Below are 15,533 nucleotides of genomic sequence, written 5' to 3' on the forward strand. Positions count from 1 at the left end.
CGGAATGGACGGGCCTAATGCCCGAAAACGCAGAGATAGTCGAGGTCAGCCGCGACGGTAGAGGGCGCACAGCAGGGTGAACAGCCTCCGCGCCGTCTCGTGATCGACCACGATCTTGCCGTCCAGTCGGGCCGCCAGCTGTTCGGCGCCTTCGTTGTGCAGACCGCGCCGCCCCATATCGACCGACTCGATCTGACTGGCCGAAGAGCCGCGCAGCGCCTCGTAATAGCTGTCGCAGATCAGCAGATAGTCCTTCACCACCCGCTTCAGCGGCGTCAGGCTGATGGCGTAGGTGCGCGCGAAGTCCGTCCCCGTCAGGTCGAACACCAGGCGATTGTCCTGCAACGACAGCTTCAGCTGATACGGTCCGCCGTCGGCGCCCGCGGGCTGGAAGCTGTTCTTCTCGATCAGGTCGAAGATGGCGACCCGGCGCTCGTGCTCGATCTCGGCGGTCGCCGCCGGCAGGGTCGCGGCGTCCAGCTCGACCGAGGCCAGCCTGTGGGGCCCGCTCATGCCGCGTCTCCGGCGTCCGCCGCCACTTCGTCCAGATGGGTCGGGGCGACCCGCGCGGGCCACCGCTCGGAGATGTCCGTCACCACGGCGTCCAGGCATTCGACATCGACCCGCAGGTCCCCGCCGCCGGCGAACATCAGGATGACGCGCCCGCTCGGCGCCTCGGTCGGCATGAAATCCAGAGCCAGCAGTTCCAGCGAGGCGTCCGGATTGCGCGGCAGGCGGCGGCTCTTGACCGCCAGCACGTCGCCGAACTGCATGGCGCACATCACCCGCGTCCCGCCGCATTCCCAGCAGAAGCGGCTGAAGGCGATGGTCAGGGTCCGGGCCTGTTTGGCCCAGACGATGTCGACCGGCCGCAGGATGGCGTCCTGCAGCGCGGCCGAGATGATCTGAAGATCGTCGGCGTCCTCGGCCAGCAGGCGCAGCGGTTCGACCGGCGACCTGGCTTCGGAACCGACGCCTTCGATCTCAGTGCTCATCGCCTGTTCCCCTTATGCGTCGGATGGACGCTCCGCACGCGCCCAGCTTCTCTTCCAAACGCTCGAACCCGCGATCCAGATGATAGACGCGGCCGACCGTCGTTTCGCCCTCCGCGACCAGGCCGGCGATGACCAGGCACATGGAGGCGCGCAGATCGGTCGCCATCACCTGAGCGCCGTGCAGCATCGGCACGCCCGTTACATGGGCCTCGCCCGCATGGACGGAAATCTCGGCTCCCAGTCGCGCCAGTTCGGGCACATGCATGAAGCGGTTTTCGAAGATCGTCTCGCGCACCGTGCTGACGCCCTCGGCGGTCGTCATCAGAGCCATGAACTGCGCCTGCAGATCGGTGGCGAAGCCGGGATAGATGGCCGTCTCCACGTCCACGGCCTTCAGCCGCTGCTTGGGATCGCGCCGGATCCGGACGCCGTCCGCCGTTGGCGTCACCTCGACGCCGGCCTCGATCATCTTTTCGGTCAGAGAATCGATCAGTTCGGCCCGCGCCCTGGTCAGCCGCACGTCGCCGCCCGCCATGGCGGCCGCGACGGCGTAGGAGCCCATCTCGATCCGATCGGGAATCACCGACCAGGTCGTCCCGTTCAGCGAGGACACCCCCGTAATGGTCAGGACGTCGGTGTCGATGCCTTCGATCTTCGCCCCCATTGCGGTCAGGCAATGCGCCAGATCGCCGATTTCCGGCTCGCGCGCGGCGCGGCGCAGCACCGTCGTCCCCTGGGCCAGAACGGCCGCCAACAAGGCGTGTTCGGTGGCGCCGACCGAGACGAAGGGAAACTCGATCTCGGCCCCGCGCAGCCCCTTGGGCGCGCGCGCGGTGACATAGCCCTCGTCCAGTTCGATCTCCGCGCCCAGCGCCGTCAGCGCCTGCAGGTGAAGATCGACCGGTCGAGCCCCGATGGTGCAGCCGCCGGGCAGAGAGACCTTGGCCTCGCCGGTGCGGGCCAGCAGCGGCCCCAGCACGTTGAACGAGGCCCGCATCTGACGCACCAGATCATAGGGCGCGAACGTCGAGGTCAGGGTCTTGGCGTCGAACAGACTCTCCTGCCCGTCCGGCCCGTCGCTTTCCGTCACCTCGATTCCGAACTGACGCAGCAGTTGCCCCAGGAAGCGCGTGTCGGCCAGGCGCGGCATATTGGTCAGCCGCAACGGCTGATCCGTCAGAATCGAAGCGGCCATCAGCTTGATGGCGGAATTCTTGGCGCCGCTGACGGGAATGTCCCCGTGCAGCTGAGCGCCGCCCTGAATGACGATACTGTCCATAGACGTCCTTAAGCGCGCCCGAAGGAAACGCCTCGGGGGGATCGTTCTCTAGCAAGCCGTCCGCCGCTTGCCAAAGGGCGGAACGGCATGGCGGCGATGAACTTCAGTTGCTGTCTTTCGGCGCGGCCGGCGTGCGCGCGGGCGCCTTGCGTCGTCGCAGATTCGCCCTGAGGGCCGAGGCCAGCCGCATCGCCTTCTCGGCCTTGGCGCGCGCAGCCTCTGTCGGAGCAGCCGCCTGGGGCGTGGGGGCCGCTGCGGCGGGCGGCGTATCGGCGTCGTGCGGAGCGCGAGTCATGCCGGGATCATGGCGTGATCGGCGGCCATGTCCAAACTTTCTTTCCCGCAATCAAAATCGGGCTTCCCACGCCGGAAGGGTTTGGCTATACGGCCGCTTCCTCAGTCGGGGCCGCCGTAGCTCAGTGGTAGAGCGCATCCTTGGTAAGGCTGAGGTCGTGGGTTCGATTCCCCCCGGCGGCACCATCTGAGATCCCCGAAATCGCAATGATTTATTCCCCAACCGGGGACCGCGCATGACCGCGCGCCGATCTGATCGTCTCCGCCCGTCTGGCGTCAAGCGTGGTGCGCCGCCATGGCGAACAGATGCGGCCAGTTGCGGACCAGCATGATCACTGCGCCCAACCCCATCGTGGCCAACGGCGATAGAATTAAAGCCCGACGGAACCTGTGGGCCCAATAGACGGCTTCTCCGATGGCGACGGCCATCAACATCTTCTCGTCCCCCGACGATCATTACATCTTTATGACGTTAACGACGTAGGGCCGCCTCAAGGCGGAACGCAAGAGGTCAGTCGCGCGCGGCGTCCTTGCTCCAGTTCAAACCCACGGACATCGAACGGCTCAGCGAATCGACGCCGCGATAGCCGCCGGAGCCATAGCGCGGGTAGAAATAGCCGGGCGTCAGCCAGTAGTCGTTCTTGCCTTCGCGATAGGACAGGTCCAGCCGCCCGTTCTCGCCGATCGGCAAGGACACCGCCGCGCCATAGCTGCGATAGCCGCCAGTGCCGATCCCCGCCTCGACCATGCCGTGCATCTGTCGATCGTCGGCCGGCGCGGACGCCACCGCCTGCTCGAACGATTCGCCAGGCGCGCGCGAGGCGATCCAGTTCTGGATCTGCTGTTCGGTGGTCATGCCGTGCGGAGCGGCGTCCTGTGCCGTAGGCGCGGGGGCTTCGACTGCTGGCTGGGGCGCGGCCATGGCGGCCGCGACGCCCGACGAATTGGCCGGCGCCGTCGTCACCACGCCTTCGGGATCGGCCAGCGCCATCAGGCTGAGCAGAACGGCGATAGACATTGACGATCTCCCTTCAGCCGCACCCTAGCACGGCGAATGCGGCCAAGGTCAGGCCAAACCGTCGCCCCGACCCAGAGGGTCGGGCAGCGGCTCGCCCTTCGGGACGAAACTCAGGGCGATGGAGTTGATGCAGTAGCGATCGCCGGTCGGCGGCGGCCCGTCGGGAAAGACGTGTCCCTGGTGGCTGCCGCAGCGCGCGCACAGCGTCTCGACCCGCACCATGCCATAGCTGGTGTCGCGCACCTGGCGCACATGGGCCGCGTCCACCGGCTGGGTGAAGCTGGGCCAACCCGTACCGCTCTCGAACTTGGTCGCGCTCCTGAACAGCGGCAGGCCGCATTCGCGGCAGCAGAAGACGCCCTCGCGCTTTTCGCCCAGCAAGGTCCCGCAGAACGGCGCCTCGGTCCCGTGCGACAGCAGGACGCGCTTCTCTTCCGGGTCCAGGGCGGCCTCCAGTCGGGCGCGCGCCTCCGGGTCCGGCGGCGTCAGGTCGAAACCGGAGGGAGAGCGCAGGGCGTCGGAAGCAGAGTCTGTCATGACCTGCAAATGGGAAGGGCCGGGCCGGGGTTCCAGCCCCCCTGCCCGGCCCTCCTGTTTCAGGCGAAAACCGCGTCTTACTGGAACAGGGTTCCGACCCAGGCGCGCACGGCCGTCTCGTCCGTCGGATTGCCCGTATAGGCCAGGCCCTGCGCGGGGACATAGGGGGCGTCGTTGCCGCGCGTCCGCGTGGTCCAGGCCTTATGGCCATAGCTCAGTTCGGCGTAGTTGGACGGCAGGCGCATCACGGTGGGCTCGATGAAGATCGAATCCTCGGCCGTGGTCGAGCCGGCCAGACGCACGTTCGGCAGGCGCGTCAGCAGGTCCAGCGTATCCAGGCAGCCGCCGCTGCAGCCGCCATCCACCAGCACCACGACCTTGCCCGCGACTGGATTGGCCGCCCCGGTGTCCGGGACGGACGGACGGCCCGGCATGGTGAAGGTCTGCTGACCGGCCGCGATGGCCGAATCGAAGGCGGCGATCAGGGCCTGCGTCTGTTCGATCACCGCACCCGATTCCTGCACGAAGCGCGGATCGGCCTGCATCCGGCCCAGGGCCTCGGCGTACCACTGACGATTGCCCGGCGTGGCGCGATAGGTGATGGAGCCGGCCTCGGGCTGACGGCTGACCGTGAACTCAGGCGTCCAGATGCGGTTGGCCAGGCCATAGCCGCGCGCCGTCGCGTTCGTCGCAGCGCCGTTGGCGCCGCGCAGGTCGATCACCACCCCTTGCGCCGCGCGGATGGCGGGGGCCTGCGCTTCGATGGCGGCGTTGAAGGCGTCCCAGCCGGCGCTGTCGGCGAAGCTGTGGACGTGAATCCACGGACGACCATCGACGGTCTCGACCGACAGCGGATTGGCCGGCGGCATATAGACCGTGGCGCGATAGGCGGCCTCCAGGCTGGCGGCGTCCACCGGCTGGGGCTGCATCTGGAATTCGCGGTCGCGACGGCCGACCTTGAAGGTGCACATCGACGGCACGCCGCCGGCGAAGGGATTGTTGCGGTTCCACAGCAGATAGGGCGCTGTCCGCACCTTGCCCGCCTCGGTCGTCAGGTCGCCTTCCCAGCGGTCCAGCCGGTCCGACGCCAGGTCGGCGGCGCTCTTGTCGCCGCATCTGACCAGGGTCGCCCCCACCGGCGGCAGGTTGCGCACACCCGGCTTCACATAGGACACCACATATTCGCCGTTGCGCCAGGCGGTCGTCAGACCCGGCCAGCCGATGGCGAAATACGGTCCCAGTCCTTCGTAGGTCGGGCGGATCGCGATGTTCGAATCGCGAAAGCCGTTGGCGTAGTAGCGCATCAGATAGGCGTGGCTGTCGCCGCTGTTGACGCGCCCGGCGCGGCCTTGCGCGTCCTGCAGGCCCGCGTCGATCCAGGCGCGGAAGCCGTCGCCCGCCGCGCCGGGGACGACGGCGGCCGGATGGTTGGCGGCCAGGGCGTCATGCGCGGCCTGGAGGTCCTGTTGCGCCAGGGCGCGGAAATCCTGGGCGACGGCGGCGCCGGCCGCGAGCGTCAGCGACAGGACGGCGGCCGAGGCGGCGGCGATCGTGCGGTTCATGGGCGAAGTCTCCTGGGCCTGCTTTCAAGCTTGGTCGAGGCCGTTAAACCTTATGCGTCCTCGTCTTGCCAAGCCCGCGACGGCGATTTCACCCCTTTGTCGCACTGGCGAAGGGCGGATCGACCGCGACGGCGGCCCCGAAGATGCGCCCGAAGCTGGCGTGCAGGGCGGCGTCGGCCTCATCCATCGTCGCCAGCACGCCCAGATCGACCAGGCTGGTGACGCCGTGGTCCTGAATGCCGCACGGCACGATGCCGCCGAAATGGTCCAGGTCCGGCTCCACGTTCAGGCTGATTCCATGGAAGCTGACCCATTTGCGCACCTTCACGCCGATGGCGGCGATCTTGTCCTCGCGCGACCAGCCGGGGCCCTTGCGTTCGACCCAGACGCCGACCCTTCCCGGCCGCACGTCGGCCTGGACGCCGAACCGATCCAGCGCCCCGATCAGCCACAGCTCCAACCCGCGCACGAAGCAGCGCACGTCCCGCCCCCGCCGGTTCAGGTCCAGCATCACATAGGCCACCCGCTGTCCTGGCCCATGATAGGTGAACTGCCCGCCCCGTCCGGTGCGGTGAACCGGGAACCGACCGGCGTCCAGCAGGTCTTCGTCCTTGGCCGACACTCCGGCGGTGTAAAGGGGCGGGTGTTCCAGCAGCCACACCATCTCGGCCGCCTCGCCCGCCGCGATGGCGGCCACGCGCGCCTCCATGAAGGCTTCGGCGGCGGCGTAATCGACATATCCGGACGACACGGCCCATTCGACCGGCCGCCCGTCGTCGAGACGCAGTTTCTGAAGGGCGGGGCTTAACGGCTCAGCAAGCATGAGGCTTCAATGTGCAGCCCGAGGCGTTTCCGCAAGAGACGGCCTGAGGTGAAGAGAGTCTCCGTGACGCAGATCAACGCAGTCGACGTCGAAATTTCCGTGGTTCTGGGCCGGTCGGTGCTGCCGATGTCGCAGCTGCTGCGCATGGGCCGCGGCGCCGTGATTCCGCTGGACGCCGCCGAGGGCGAGGAAGTCTGGATTCTGGCCAACAACCACCCGGTCGCGCGCGGCGAGATCGAGATTCGCGACGACCGCATCGCCATCACCGTGACCCGTCCCGCCGACGTCTACGACTTCATGGCGGGTTCGGCCTGAGGTTGAGGACGGCCATCCTCGCGCGCCCGTCGCAACCCGCTCAATTCCCGCTTTCCTTTTCCGACGCACTCCGCTATTCGCCGCCGCTCCGATGCGAGCGGTCGTGGCGGAATTGGTAGACGCGCAGCGTTGAGGTCGCTGTGGGGCAACCCGTGGAAGTTCGAGTCTTCTCGACCGCACCATCTGGTTAAACAGGGCGATTCATCGGCTAACTGCGGCTGGACATTCTACCAAGGGAGGCGACAACGTGAGCACCACGGACCACGCCTTCGTCCCGGCCGAAGCGCCCGATAACGAAGACCACGCCGCCCTGGACGAGGACTATGTCCTCACCCCCGCCTTCGTCGAGAAAGTCGTGGACGCCGCCGACGACGGCGACGGCATGCGGCTGCGCTCCCTGCTGGAAGACCTGCACCCCGCCGACGTCGCCGACCTGATGGGCTTCCTGACGGCCGAGCATCGCGCGGTCGTGGTGCTGTGGCTGCCGCCGGAGCTTCTGGCGGAAACCCTGCCCGAGCTGGACGACAACATCCGCGAGGAGGTGCTGGAGCGCGTGCCGCACGGCACCCTGGCCGAAGCGCTGCAGGAGCTGGATTCCGACGACGCCGCCGCCGTGGTCGAGGACCTGGAGGACGATCAGCGCGAGCGCGTCCTGGCCGCCATGCCCGAGGTGGACCGTGCGGCCATCGAAAGCAGTCTGGGTTACGAAGAAGAATCCGCCGGCCGCCTGATGCAGCGCGAGGTGATGGCCGCGCCCCAGTTCTGGAGCGTGGGCGACACCATCGACCACATCCGCAAACAGGGCGACGACCTGCCCGAACTGTTCTTCGACATCTATGTGGTCGATCCCCTGAACAGGCCTGTCGGCGGTCTGTCGGTCAGCGGCCTGCTGCGCGCGCCGCGCACCGCCGCCCTCTCGGACCTGATGGAGCCGATCAACGAGATCGCCGTCGATCAGGACCAGGAAGAGGTCGCCTACATCTTCGAGAAATACCACCTGATCTCGGCGCCCGTCGTGGACGCGGCCGGCCGGCTGGTCGGCCAGATCACCGTCGACGACATCGTCAACATCATTCAGGAAGAGAACCGCGAGGACATCCTGCGCCTGGCCGGCGTCGCCGACGAGGACCGGGGTTCGTCCGTGACCGAGATCGTGCGCGGTCGCGTGCCCTGGCTGGCCATCAACCTGGCCACGGCGGCGCTGGGAGCCAGCGTCATCGGCCTGTTCGAGACCACCATCCAGCAGATCGTGGCCCTGGCCGTCCTGATGCCCATCGTCTCGGCCATCGGCGGCAACGCCGGCACCCAGGCCCTGACCGTCACCGTGCGGGCGCTGGCGACGCGTGAGCTGAACTCGGCCAACGCCACGCGCACCTTCCTGCGCGAACTGGTCGTGGGCCTGGCCAACGGTCTGATCCTGGCGCCCCTGATCGGCATCGCCGCCGCCGTCTGGTTCCGCGACGAGGACTGGCGCATCGGCCTGGTCATCGGCGCGGCCATGATCCTGAACCTGCTGGTCGCCGCCAGCATCGGGGTTCTGACGCCTCTGACCCTGTCGAAGCTGAAGTTCGACCCTGCCGTGTCGTCCGCCGTCTTCGTCACGGCCACCACCGACTTCTTCGGCTTCCTGATTTTCCTCGGCCTGGCCACCCTGGTCTTGCTCTAGCCACACCGGCCAACGATACGGCTCGGCCCTTGCTCGGACTCGCGTAAGGGCGCCTCGCCTGTTTCGAATTGGGTCAAACGTGTCCGACGACGTGCATAAGCCTGCGAAGGTCTCCCGCGAGGGGGTCGTGCTGATCAAGAGCTTCGAGGGTTTTCGCCCGCGGGCCGTTCAGCGCGAAGACGGCGGCTGGGTCATCGGCTACGGCCACACCCTGTCCGCGCGCGAGGGCGCGACCGTTTCGGAAGCCGAGGCAGAGCTTCTGCTGCAATACGACCTGATCCCGGTCGTGAAGGCCGTGGCCGAGGCCACGCGCGTCTCGCTGAATCAGCATCAGTTCGACGCCCTGGCCAGCTTCGCCTACTCCATCGGGGTCGCGCGGTTCCGCACCTCCGACGTGGTTGAGCATCTGAACGCCGGCGCCCCGGCCCGGGCCGTCGCCGCCATGGCCGACTGGGACGACGAAGGCGCGGCCCGCAAGCCGACCCGTCGCCGCTCGGCCGAATACGCCCTGTTCAACGCCGCGCCCGGCGCGCCCGTCGCCCTGGCCGATCTTCTGGCCGCCCCCCTGCCCTCGCCCTTCGTCGAAGCCGCGCCCGAACCGGCGGCCGACGAAACCGTCGTCGCCGCCCTGCTGGGTCAGGACGTCGCCCCCTTCCCCGAAGCCTCCGACGACGCCCCCGCCGCCGTCGCTCCGACCCCCGCCACAGAGGCGACCGCCGAGCCGGTTCAGACCTTGGCGGCCAACGGTATCGCCCCCACGACGGACGCCCAACCGACCGACGAACCCCGCCCGGTCCTGCCGAGGCGTCGCAAGAAGAAGGGCGCCGGGGTCGACCTGATCGTCATCCTGGCGTTGGGCGCCCTGGGGATGCTGGCCTTCGGAACGGCCATGGCCGCGTTCGTGCGGGCCTCCACCGCACGCGGCGGCGACGCGGCCATGATCGCCTGGGTGCTGATCGTCCTGGCGATCGCCTGCATCGGCGTCTCGGGCTACAATCTGTATCAACGCTGGGGACGGGCCGACCGCCCCTAGCCACGCTTTGCGAAACGCCGTGCGCGATGCTACGCCATCGTGCATGAGCATTCCCTTCGCGCCCCAATCCATGGAATTCGGCCTCGGCGAGACCGCCGACGCCATTCGCGACACGACCGCCCGCTGGGCCGCCGAGCGCCTGGCCCCTCGCGCCGCCGGGATCGACGCGACCAATACCTTCGCCCGCGATCTTTGGCCCGAGATGGGCGAGCTGGGCCTGCATGGAATCACGGTGGAGGAAGAGTTCGGCGGCCTGGGCCTCGGCTATCTGGAACACGTCGTGGCGATGGAAGAGGTCTCCAGAGCCTCCGCCTCCATCGGCCTCAGCTACGGCGCCCACTCCAACCTGTGCGTCAATCAGATCCGCCGCTGGGGCACGCCCGAGCAGAAGGCGAAATATCTTCCCAGGCTGATCTCGGGCGAACATGTCGGCTCCCTGGCCATGTCGGAGGCCGGTTCGGGTTCGGACGTGATGTCCATGCGCACCCGCGCCGAGAAGAAGGGCGACCGCTACGTCCTGAACGGAACCAAGTTCTGGATCACCAACGCTCCCCACGCCGAGACCCTGGTGGTCTACGCCCGCACCGGCGACGGCACCGGCGGCGTCACCGCCTTCCTGATCGAAAAAGGCATGAAGGGCTTCAGCGTTTCGAAGAAGCTGGACAAGATGGGCATGCGCGGCTCCGACACCGCCGAACTGGTGTTCGAGGACTGCGAAGTCCCCGAGGAGAACATCATGGGCGGCGAAGGGCGCGGCGCCGCCGTACTGATGAGCGGCCTGGACTATGAACGCGCGGTCCTGTCGGCCGGTCCGCTGGGCATCATGCAGGCGGCCCTGGACGTGGTCCTGCCCTACGTCCGCGACCGCAAGCAGTTCGGCAAGGCCATCGGCTCCTTCCAGCTGATGCAAGGCAAGGTGGCGGACATGTACGTCGCCCTGAACTCGGCCCGGGCCTATGTCTATTCGGTCGCCCGCGCCTGCGACGCCGGCCTGACCACCCGTTACGACGCGGCCGGCGCCATCCTGCTGGCCTCCGAGAACGCGGTGAAGGTCACGCTGGAGGCCGTCCAGGCCCTGGGCGGCGCCGGCTACACCAGGGAATGGCCCGTCGAACGCCTGGTCCGCGACGCCAAACTCTACGACATCGGCGCCGGCACCAACGAAATCCGCCGCTTCCTGATCGGGCGGGAACTGCTGGGAAGCTGACGGCTTCCTTTCCCACAGGAAAGGAGATCTCCGATGCCCGCCAAATCCGCAGCCCAGCAGAAGGCCGCCGGCGCCGCCCTGTCGGCCAAGCGCGGCGACACCCCCAAGTCCAGGCTCAAGGGCGCCGCCAGATCGATGGCCGAGTCCATGACGGAGAAACAGCTCGAGGAATTCGCCCACACCAGCCGCAAGGGCAAGCCCGAGCATGTGTCGGACTGAGACGCCGCGAATTATCTGAATCTGTTGCCGATCTGTAAGTGGCGGCGCGGGCGGCGACCGACTAGATGGACCCCACGTCCTGCCGAGCGCCCCGCCTGATGACCGCCCTTTCCTCCCCGAACGACGACCTGAGGCGGTTTTCCGACGTCCTGGAAGACCTGGGCGACGCCCCCGGCGAGAAGCTGAGCCTGGAAGAACTGGTCGCCGCCTTCGGAGAGCGCGGCTTCGGGGCCATGATCCTGATCCTGTCGCTCCTGGCGCTGCTGCCCTGGCCGCCGGGCGGCAAGGCGGTCTTCGCCGTTCCCATCATACTGATGGCGCTGGAACTGGCGTTTCAGCGCACCAGCGTCTGGCTGCCCCGTTGGATGCTGAACACCGCCGTGTCGCGCGACGCCTACACGGCTCTGATCCTGTCGCCCATCGCCGCCCCCAACTGGCTGCGGCAGTGGGTGCAGGGCACGAAGTTCCGGATAGCCGGCCGCACCTATGGCTTCACCAATGCGGTTCGGCGCGCCGTGCGGCGCCGTCGGAGGGGAACCAGCGTCCTCAGCCTGGTGCGCGCCATCGAACGGCTCAGCCGTCCGCGCCTGCCCTATTTGACCGGCGACGTGGCCGACACCTTCACCGGCCTGGTCTGCGTCTTTCTGGCCCTGACCATGGCCCTGCCCATCCCCTTCGGCGACGCCCTGCCGGGGATTGCGCTCCTGCTGTTTTCGCTGGGCATGATGCAGCGGGACGGCGTGGCCATCCTGCTGGGCGTGGTCGCGACCGCCGCCTGCGCGCTGTATCTGTTTCTGATCTGGGCGACGGTGGTCGATGTCGCCCACCACGTCGCGGCCTGGTTCGCCCGGCTGTTCGGCTAGGCCGCCTGCTGCGCGCCGCTCGACAGCCCCTGCATGATCATCCGGTTGATGTCGATCAGATCCTGAAAGCTCTCCTCGCCGCGCATCACCGCCGAGGAATGGCGATTGACGAACAGGCTCAGCGAGATGATCTGCGCGCGCATCGGCCCGCCCAGGGCGTTGGCCGGGTCGGCGCACGCGCCGGCCAGCGTCGACCACAGCCGACGGTTCCAGTCCAGCGCGTCGATGCGCGTGGTCAGGTCGGTTTCGGGGACTTCGGAGGCCTGAACCAGCGCGCGCGTGACCTGACCGAACAGTCGGTACTCCAGGTCGCGCGGGGTTTCAGCCCGCGCCGTCGCCGCCTTGTACGCCTGAAGCGACATTCAGAACTCTCTCTTCGTATTCGACAATCTTACGCGCAGACATCAGCGCCTTGTAATATTCGCGCGCCAGCACATGGCGCGACGCCGCCACGCACTCGGCCAGGATTTCCGGATTTTTCGTCGCGCCCATGAACTCGGACAGGCGCAGGGCCAGTTCGTCGTAGAATTTCGAGGCGGCGCTCTCGTCCAGATACATCATCATGATCGGGAAATAGATGCGTCGAGCGGGCGTGGTGACGTCCTCGGCCTGCATGATGTCCTTTTCGCGCAGGACGCTGGCGCGGTTCTGCAGGATCAGCACGCCGCGCCGATCGCCGTTCTGGACCACCGCCCCGTTCAGGACGAACTTCTCGCCGGGTTTGAGGGACAGCTTCAGGGCCATGGACGACCGCACTCCAAGGGGGGCGCGCGGGTCGTTGCCGATCCGTCGCCGATTAGAGACCAACCTACGCGTCAGGGGTTAATCATACCTTGTCCCGACCGGCCGACGGAACACCCCCGGATAGGCGGCGTTCCTTCTCCCAGGAGGAGACGCCCCATGCCGGACAACGACTATCAGGACGACCAGGCCCAGTCCGAAACCTTCGACGAAACCCACATCGACGACGATGGCGACGGCGACCTGCTGCTGGACGAGGCGGATCAGGTCCTGGACGTGACCCAGGCGGACGGCGACGCCGACGAGGACGACTTCGATGAGGACGACATCGACCTAGACGACCAGATGGCCCTGGACGGCATAGAGCGCGAGGCCGACGCCCTCCTGGGCGCCGACGCCGCTCGCGTCAGCCAGTCGGACGTCGACGGCGCGCCCCAGGAAGCGCCCGACGAGGTCGAACTGGTCTACACCGGCCTGATGCGCAACGTCCGCGGCGCCCAGGCCAGCGCCGCCCACTGGGAGGCCAAGCGCCTGTCGGACGACGATATCGCCGACCTGGGCTATGGCCCCGACGACGACGCTGACCACCCCTCTCACTGAACTCTTGAAGGAGCGAACGCCATGACCGACGACCGCCGCCGCGACCAGACGCCCGACGATCCCCACGCCGTCCGCTGCCCGCCCGAAGAGGGCAAGCCGGATCAGCTTCACAAGCTGGAAGAGGCTGAAGACCGACAACAGGCGCTCGTGGACGAAGGCCTCGAGGAAACCTTCCCCGCCAGCGACCCCGTCTCGGTCAAGCGCATCACCTGATCGCTGTTCAGGACCGTTTCAATCCGCTACGCGCTGATCGACACAGTCACGCGGGAGCGGGTACGCCATGAGCCGGTTCGAGGGCACCGACAACTATATCGCCACCGCCGACCTGAAGGTGGCGGTCAACGCCGCGGTCGCCCTTGAACGGCCCCTGCTGATCAAGGGCGAACCCGGCACCGGCAAGACCGTCCTCGCCTATGAGATCGCCAAGGCCTTCGACGCCCCCCTGATCACCTGGCACGTCAAATCGACCACCAAGGCCCATAACGGCCTCTATGAATACGACGCCGTCAGCCGCCTGCGCGACAGCCAGCTGGGCGAGGAACGCGTCCACGACGTCCGCAACTACCTGAAGAAGGGCAAGCTGTGGGAGGCCTTCACCGCCCCCGTGCGCCCTGTCCTTCTGATCGACGAGATCGACAAGGCCGATATCGAGTTTCCGAACGACCTGCTTCAGGAACTGGATCGGATGGAGTTCTACGTCCAGGAGACGGACGAGACGATCCGCGCCGAGGTGCGGCCCATCGTCATCATCACTTCCAACAATGAAAAGGAGCTGCCGGACGCCTTCCTGCGGCGCTGCTTCTTCCACTACATCCGCTTCCCGGACGCCGACACCCTGTCGGCCATCGTCGAGGTCCACTTCCCCGGCATCAAGCCGCGCCTCGTGTCCGAGGCGCTGAAGACCTTCTATGAGATCCGCGACACGCCGGGCCTGAAGAAGAAGCCCTCCACCTCCGAACTGCTGGACTGGCTGAAACTGCTGCTGGTCGAGGACATCGACGCCGAGACCCTGCGTGAAAAGACGCCGAACAAGCTGATCCCGCCGCTGCACGGCGCCCTGCTCAAGAACGAGCAGGACGTGCATCTGTTCGAACGTCTGGCCTTCCTGAACCGGCGCGAGGGAGCGCGGCCCGGCGGTTGAATTGCGGCAGTCCCTTACCGCGATTTCACTGGAATCTCTCCGGCCAGGGCGCATCATGGCGACAATGAGAGGTCAGATCATGCGTCCGTTTCTGCTGCCGCTGCTGCTGATCGCGGGTCTTGGCGCCTGCGACGGCGAAAACTCGTTCCGTATCACCGCCTCCACCTCGGACGACGGGGCGGGCAAGGGGGTGCTGCGGGTCATCGACGCCCTGCAATGCCCCGACGCCGTCGGCGTTCTGACCCGCAAGGGCCTGGCCGCCAACGGCGGCGCCAGCTGCGTCTATGGCGGGCCGAAGGGCGCCGAGGTGATCCTGCACCTGGTCAAGCTGGACGGCCGCAGCCCCGACGCCGTGCTTAAGGATTTCGAGGCCCAGATGGCCGCCAGCCTGCCCCAGGCCGACGCACGCCTGAAGGCCGATCAGCCCCCTGCCCCGCTGCCCGCCGCAACGAACGGCGGCGACGAGGCTACGGTTCAGGCCCCGGGCGTGGACATCCGCACCAAGGGCGACGACGCCTCCGTCCGCCTGCCGGGCCTCAGCATCGACACGCGCGGCGACAACGCCAATGTCCGCATCGGCGGCATCAACATCCAGGCCAAGGACGGCCAGGGCGTGCGCACCGAAACCAGCACCGTCAGCGTGGACAGCAGCGGCCCCTCGACCCGTGTGCGCGCCCGCGCGCCGGGTGCGGCCACCCGCATGACCTATGTCGTCGCCGACGATCAGCCCTCCCCCGCCGGCTGGCGTCGCGTCGGTTTCGAAGCGCGCGGTCCGGAAGGCGGCCCCCTGGTCGTCGCCACCATCCGCTCCAAGGACCGGAATGGCGACCGCGTCTTCGACTCGGCCAAGGATCTGGTCTCCCTGAACGTCGGCGACTGACGCCAGGGCGCGGGTCGTCCCTGGACTTTCCAAGGACTTGGCTCGAATTTTCGCCTTTCTGCGCCCGCTTCACGAAACTGGCGTACAATGGCCGCCTGGTCTTTGCCATCGCCACGCCACCCCGGTCCGCCCCAGGCCGGCGCCTTCCGATTTCGGACGGATCGGACTGTTCGGACTCTGTTTTCCGTCTTTCCGTCCCGCTGGCCATCATCGGGCTTGCCCCTGGGATGACGATCCAGAGAGATTTCGGACTAGTCGGACCATTCGGACTCCGTTTTTCCGTTTCTCCTCCGACCCGCGCCGCTTGATCCCGGCGCGTCTTTGCGTCACCTGACCAGCCCGTAAGCGATCAGGATGCGA

At 67.5% G+C, this 15,533-nt stretch carries 21 protein-coding genes and 2 tRNA genes; 12 read left to right on the top strand and 11 right to left on the bottom strand.

The features are described from left to right. Window positions 1–45: 45 nt before the first annotated feature. The 4 genes from ACWPV3_RS12385 to ACWPV3_RS12400 form a co-directional block, all read right to left on the bottom strand. Window positions 46–513, bottom strand: a complete 468-nt coding sequence (locus ACWPV3_RS12385; RefSeq protein WP_312733214.1) for a UPF0262 family protein — start codon at window positions 511–513, stop codon at window positions 46–48. Continuing rightward, the gene (locus ACWPV3_RS12390) at window positions 510–995 is read right to left on the bottom strand and encodes a DUF2948 family protein (protein ID WP_292088645.1); all 486 of its coding nucleotides are present in this window, start codon (window positions 993–995) and stop codon (window positions 510–512) included. Before ACWPV3_RS12390 ends, ACWPV3_RS12385 begins: the two co-directional genes overlap by 4 nt. After that, window positions 985–2,274: a UDP-N-acetylglucosamine 1-carboxyvinyltransferase gene (murA, locus tag ACWPV3_RS12395; protein WP_312733216.1), complete on the bottom strand. Its 1,290-nt coding sequence runs from the start codon at window positions 2,272–2,274 to the stop codon at window positions 985–987. The genes ACWPV3_RS12390 and murA overlap by 11 nt, the downstream gene beginning before the upstream one ends. Before the next feature lie 103 nt (window positions 2,275–2,377). Then, window positions 2,378–2,569: a hypothetical protein gene (locus ACWPV3_RS12400; protein WP_292182510.1), complete on the bottom strand. Its 192-nt coding sequence runs from the start codon at window positions 2,567–2,569 to the stop codon at window positions 2,378–2,380. 110 nt (window positions 2,570–2,679) lie between these two features. On the opposite strand from ACWPV3_RS12400, the gene ACWPV3_RS12405 reads away from it, so the two are divergent. Further along, window positions 2,680–2,754: transfer RNA gene (locus ACWPV3_RS12405), tRNA-Thr, on the top strand. 90 nt (window positions 2,755–2,844) lie between these two features. Here the strand turns inward: ACWPV3_RS12405 and ACWPV3_RS12410 are convergent. From ACWPV3_RS12410 to lipB, 5 genes are all read right to left on the bottom strand, one after another. Further along, window positions 2,845–3,003 carry a hypothetical protein gene (locus ACWPV3_RS12410; RefSeq protein ID WP_453978055.1) on the bottom strand — a complete coding sequence of 53 codons (159 nt, stop codon included), beginning with the start codon at window positions 3,001–3,003 and terminating at the stop codon, window positions 2,845–2,847. A 76-nt stretch (window positions 3,004–3,079) separates the two neighbouring features. Next, window positions 3,080–3,586, bottom strand: a complete 507-nt coding sequence (locus ACWPV3_RS12415) for a hypothetical protein (RefSeq protein WP_453978056.1) — start codon at window positions 3,584–3,586, stop codon at window positions 3,080–3,082. A gap of 48 nt (window positions 3,587–3,634) precedes the next feature. After that, window positions 3,635–4,123, bottom strand: coding sequence for a peptide-methionine (R)-S-oxide reductase MsrB (gene msrB / locus ACWPV3_RS12420; protein WP_453978057.1), 489 nt, complete (start codon window positions 4,121–4,123; stop codon window positions 3,635–3,637). Between the two features lie 77 nt (window positions 4,124–4,200). Then, a complete protein-coding gene (locus tag ACWPV3_RS12425; protein ID WP_453978058.1) occupies window positions 4,201–5,685 on the bottom strand; it encodes a hypothetical protein in 1,485 nt (494 codons plus the stop codon). An 88-nt stretch (window positions 5,686–5,773) separates the two neighbouring features. Beyond that, window positions 5,774–6,508, bottom strand: a complete 735-nt coding sequence (lipB, locus tag ACWPV3_RS12430) for a lipoyl(octanoyl) transferase LipB (RefSeq protein ID WP_453978059.1) — start codon at window positions 6,506–6,508, stop codon at window positions 5,774–5,776. Between the two features lie 9 nt (window positions 6,509–6,517). Between lipB and ACWPV3_RS12435 the strand changes: the two genes are divergently transcribed. From ACWPV3_RS12435 to ACWPV3_RS12465, 7 genes are all read left to right on the top strand, one after another. Beyond that, complete coding sequence (locus tag ACWPV3_RS12435; RefSeq protein WP_292088659.1) at window positions 6,518–6,823, top strand: FliM/FliN family flagellar motor switch protein; 306 nt, start codon at window positions 6,518–6,520, stop codon at window positions 6,821–6,823. Window positions 6,824–6,920: 97 nt separating this feature from the next. Continuing rightward, window positions 6,921–7,005 (top strand) — tRNA-Leu (locus tag ACWPV3_RS12440). 65 nt (window positions 7,006–7,070) lie between these two features. Further along, window positions 7,071–8,489, top strand: a complete 1,419-nt coding sequence (mgtE, locus tag ACWPV3_RS12445) for a magnesium transporter (RefSeq protein WP_453978060.1) — start codon at window positions 7,071–7,073, stop codon at window positions 8,487–8,489. Window positions 8,490–8,568: 79 nt separating this feature from the next. Further along, on the top strand, window positions 8,569–9,522 hold the full coding sequence (locus tag ACWPV3_RS12450; RefSeq protein WP_453978061.1) for a lysozyme: 954 nt from the start codon (window positions 8,569–8,571) through the stop codon (window positions 9,520–9,522). Window positions 9,523–9,565: 43 nt separating this feature from the next. Further along, window positions 9,566–10,729 carry an isovaleryl-CoA dehydrogenase gene (locus tag ACWPV3_RS12455; protein ID WP_453978062.1) on the top strand — a complete coding sequence of 388 codons (1,164 nt, stop codon included), beginning with the start codon at window positions 9,566–9,568 and terminating at the stop codon, window positions 10,727–10,729. Window positions 10,730–10,762: 33 nt separating this feature from the next. Next, on the top strand, window positions 10,763–10,948 hold the full coding sequence (locus ACWPV3_RS12460; protein WP_292088663.1) for a DUF3008 family protein: 186 nt from the start codon (window positions 10,763–10,765) through the stop codon (window positions 10,946–10,948). Between the two features lie 98 nt (window positions 10,949–11,046). Further along, the gene (locus ACWPV3_RS12465; protein ID WP_453978063.1) at window positions 11,047–11,811 is read left to right on the top strand and encodes an exopolysaccharide biosynthesis protein; all 765 of its coding nucleotides are present in this window, start codon (window positions 11,047–11,049) and stop codon (window positions 11,809–11,811) included. On the opposite strand, the gene flaF is transcribed toward ACWPV3_RS12465, so the two are convergent. Together flaF and flbT are read right to left on the bottom strand one after the other, a co-directional pair. Next, a complete protein-coding gene (gene flaF / locus ACWPV3_RS12470) occupies window positions 11,808–12,173 on the bottom strand; it encodes a flagellar biosynthesis regulator FlaF (RefSeq protein WP_292182541.1) in 366 nt (121 codons plus the stop codon). The two genes, ACWPV3_RS12465 and flaF, sit on opposite strands and share 4 nt — an antisense overlap. Next, complete coding sequence (flbT, locus tag ACWPV3_RS12475; protein ID WP_313454726.1) at window positions 12,133–12,555, bottom strand: flagellar biosynthesis repressor FlbT; 423 nt, start codon at window positions 12,553–12,555, stop codon at window positions 12,133–12,135. The genes flaF and flbT overlap by 41 nt, the downstream gene beginning before the upstream one ends. A gap of 156 nt (window positions 12,556–12,711) precedes the next feature. On the opposite strand from flbT, the gene ACWPV3_RS12480 reads away from it, so the two are divergent. The 4 genes from ACWPV3_RS12480 to ACWPV3_RS12495 all read left to right on the top strand — a co-directional run bounded on the left by ACWPV3_RS12480 (window position 12,712) and on the right by ACWPV3_RS12495 (window position 15,173). Then, complete coding sequence (locus ACWPV3_RS12480) at window positions 12,712–13,152, top strand: hypothetical protein (RefSeq protein ID WP_292088669.1); 441 nt, start codon at window positions 12,712–12,714, stop codon at window positions 13,150–13,152. Between the two features lie 21 nt (window positions 13,153–13,173). Continuing rightward, a complete protein-coding gene (locus tag ACWPV3_RS12485) occupies window positions 13,174–13,365 on the top strand; it encodes a hypothetical protein (protein WP_312733241.1) in 192 nt (63 codons plus the stop codon). Window positions 13,366–13,432: 67 nt separating this feature from the next. Next, complete coding sequence (locus ACWPV3_RS12490) at window positions 13,433–14,293, top strand: AAA family ATPase (RefSeq protein ID WP_292182552.1); 861 nt, start codon at window positions 13,433–13,435, stop codon at window positions 14,291–14,293. Window positions 14,294–14,372: 79 nt separating this feature from the next. After that, window positions 14,373–15,173 carry a methyltransferase type 11 gene (locus ACWPV3_RS12495; RefSeq protein ID WP_453978064.1) on the top strand — a complete coding sequence of 267 codons (801 nt, stop codon included), beginning with the start codon at window positions 14,373–14,375 and terminating at the stop codon, window positions 15,171–15,173. The last annotated feature ends 360 nt before the right edge of the window (window positions 15,174–15,533 follow it).

Source organism: Brevundimonas sp. Marseille-Q4549, from assembly GCF_976940555.1.

What these genes read in the sequence shown, in the direction of transcription:
- ACWPV3_RS12385 (WP_312733214.1), bottom strand. Translation starts at nt 513, where the DNA reads ATGAGCGGGCCCCACAGGCTGGCCTCGGTCGAGCTGGACGCCGCGACC.
- ACWPV3_RS12390 (WP_292088645.1), bottom strand. Translation starts at nt 995, where the DNA reads ATGAGCACTGAGATCGAAGGCGTCGGTTCCGAAGCCAGGTCGCCGGTC.
- murA (WP_312733216.1), bottom strand. Translation starts at nt 2,274, where the DNA reads ATGGACAGTATCGTCATTCAGGGCGGCGCTCAGCTGCACGGGGACATT.
- ACWPV3_RS12400 (WP_292182510.1), bottom strand. Translation starts at nt 2,569, where the DNA reads ATGACTCGCGCTCCGCACGACGCCGATACGCCGCCCGCCGCAGCGGCC.
- ACWPV3_RS12410 (WP_453978055.1), bottom strand. Translation starts at nt 3,003, where the DNA reads ATGTTGATGGCCGTCGCCATCGGAGAAGCCGTCTATTGGGCCCACAGG.
- ACWPV3_RS12415 (WP_453978056.1), bottom strand. Translation starts at nt 3,586, where the DNA reads ATGTCTATCGCCGTTCTGCTCAGCCTGATGGCGCTGGCCGATCCCGAA.
- msrB (WP_453978057.1), bottom strand. Translation starts at nt 4,123, where the DNA reads ATGACAGACTCTGCTTCCGACGCCCTGCGCTCTCCCTCCGGTTTCGAC.
- ACWPV3_RS12425 (WP_453978058.1), bottom strand. Translation starts at nt 5,685, where the DNA reads ATGAACCGCACGATCGCCGCCGCCTCGGCCGCCGTCCTGTCGCTGACG.
- lipB (WP_453978059.1), bottom strand. Translation starts at nt 6,508, where the DNA reads ATGCTTGCTGAGCCGTTAAGCCCCGCCCTTCAGAAACTGCGTCTCGAC.
- ACWPV3_RS12435 (WP_292088659.1), top strand. Translation starts at nt 6,518, where the DNA reads ATGTGCAGCCCGAGGCGTTTCCGCAAGAGACGGCCTGAGGTGAAGAGA.
- ACWPV3_RS12455 (WP_453978062.1), top strand. Translation starts at nt 9,566, where the DNA reads ATGAGCATTCCCTTCGCGCCCCAATCCATGGAATTCGGCCTCGGCGAG.
- ACWPV3_RS12460 (WP_292088663.1), top strand. Translation starts at nt 10,763, where the DNA reads ATGCCCGCCAAATCCGCAGCCCAGCAGAAGGCCGCCGGCGCCGCCCTG.
- ACWPV3_RS12465 (WP_453978063.1), top strand. Translation starts at nt 11,047, where the DNA reads ATGACCGCCCTTTCCTCCCCGAACGACGACCTGAGGCGGTTTTCCGAC.
- flaF (WP_292182541.1), bottom strand. Translation starts at nt 12,173, where the DNA reads ATGTCGCTTCAGGCGTACAAGGCGGCGACGGCGCGGGCTGAAACCCCG.
- flbT (WP_313454726.1), bottom strand. Translation starts at nt 12,555, where the DNA reads ATGGCCCTGAAGCTGTCCCTCAAACCCGGCGAGAAGTTCGTCCTGAAC.
- ACWPV3_RS12480 (WP_292088669.1), top strand. Translation starts at nt 12,712, where the DNA reads ATGCCGGACAACGACTATCAGGACGACCAGGCCCAGTCCGAAACCTTC.
- ACWPV3_RS12485 (WP_312733241.1), top strand. Translation starts at nt 13,174, where the DNA reads ATGACCGACGACCGCCGCCGCGACCAGACGCCCGACGATCCCCACGCC.
- ACWPV3_RS12490 (WP_292182552.1), top strand. Translation starts at nt 13,433, where the DNA reads ATGAGCCGGTTCGAGGGCACCGACAACTATATCGCCACCGCCGACCTG.
- ACWPV3_RS12495 (WP_453978064.1), top strand. Translation starts at nt 14,373, where the DNA reads ATGCGTCCGTTTCTGCTGCCGCTGCTGCTGATCGCGGGTCTTGGCGCC.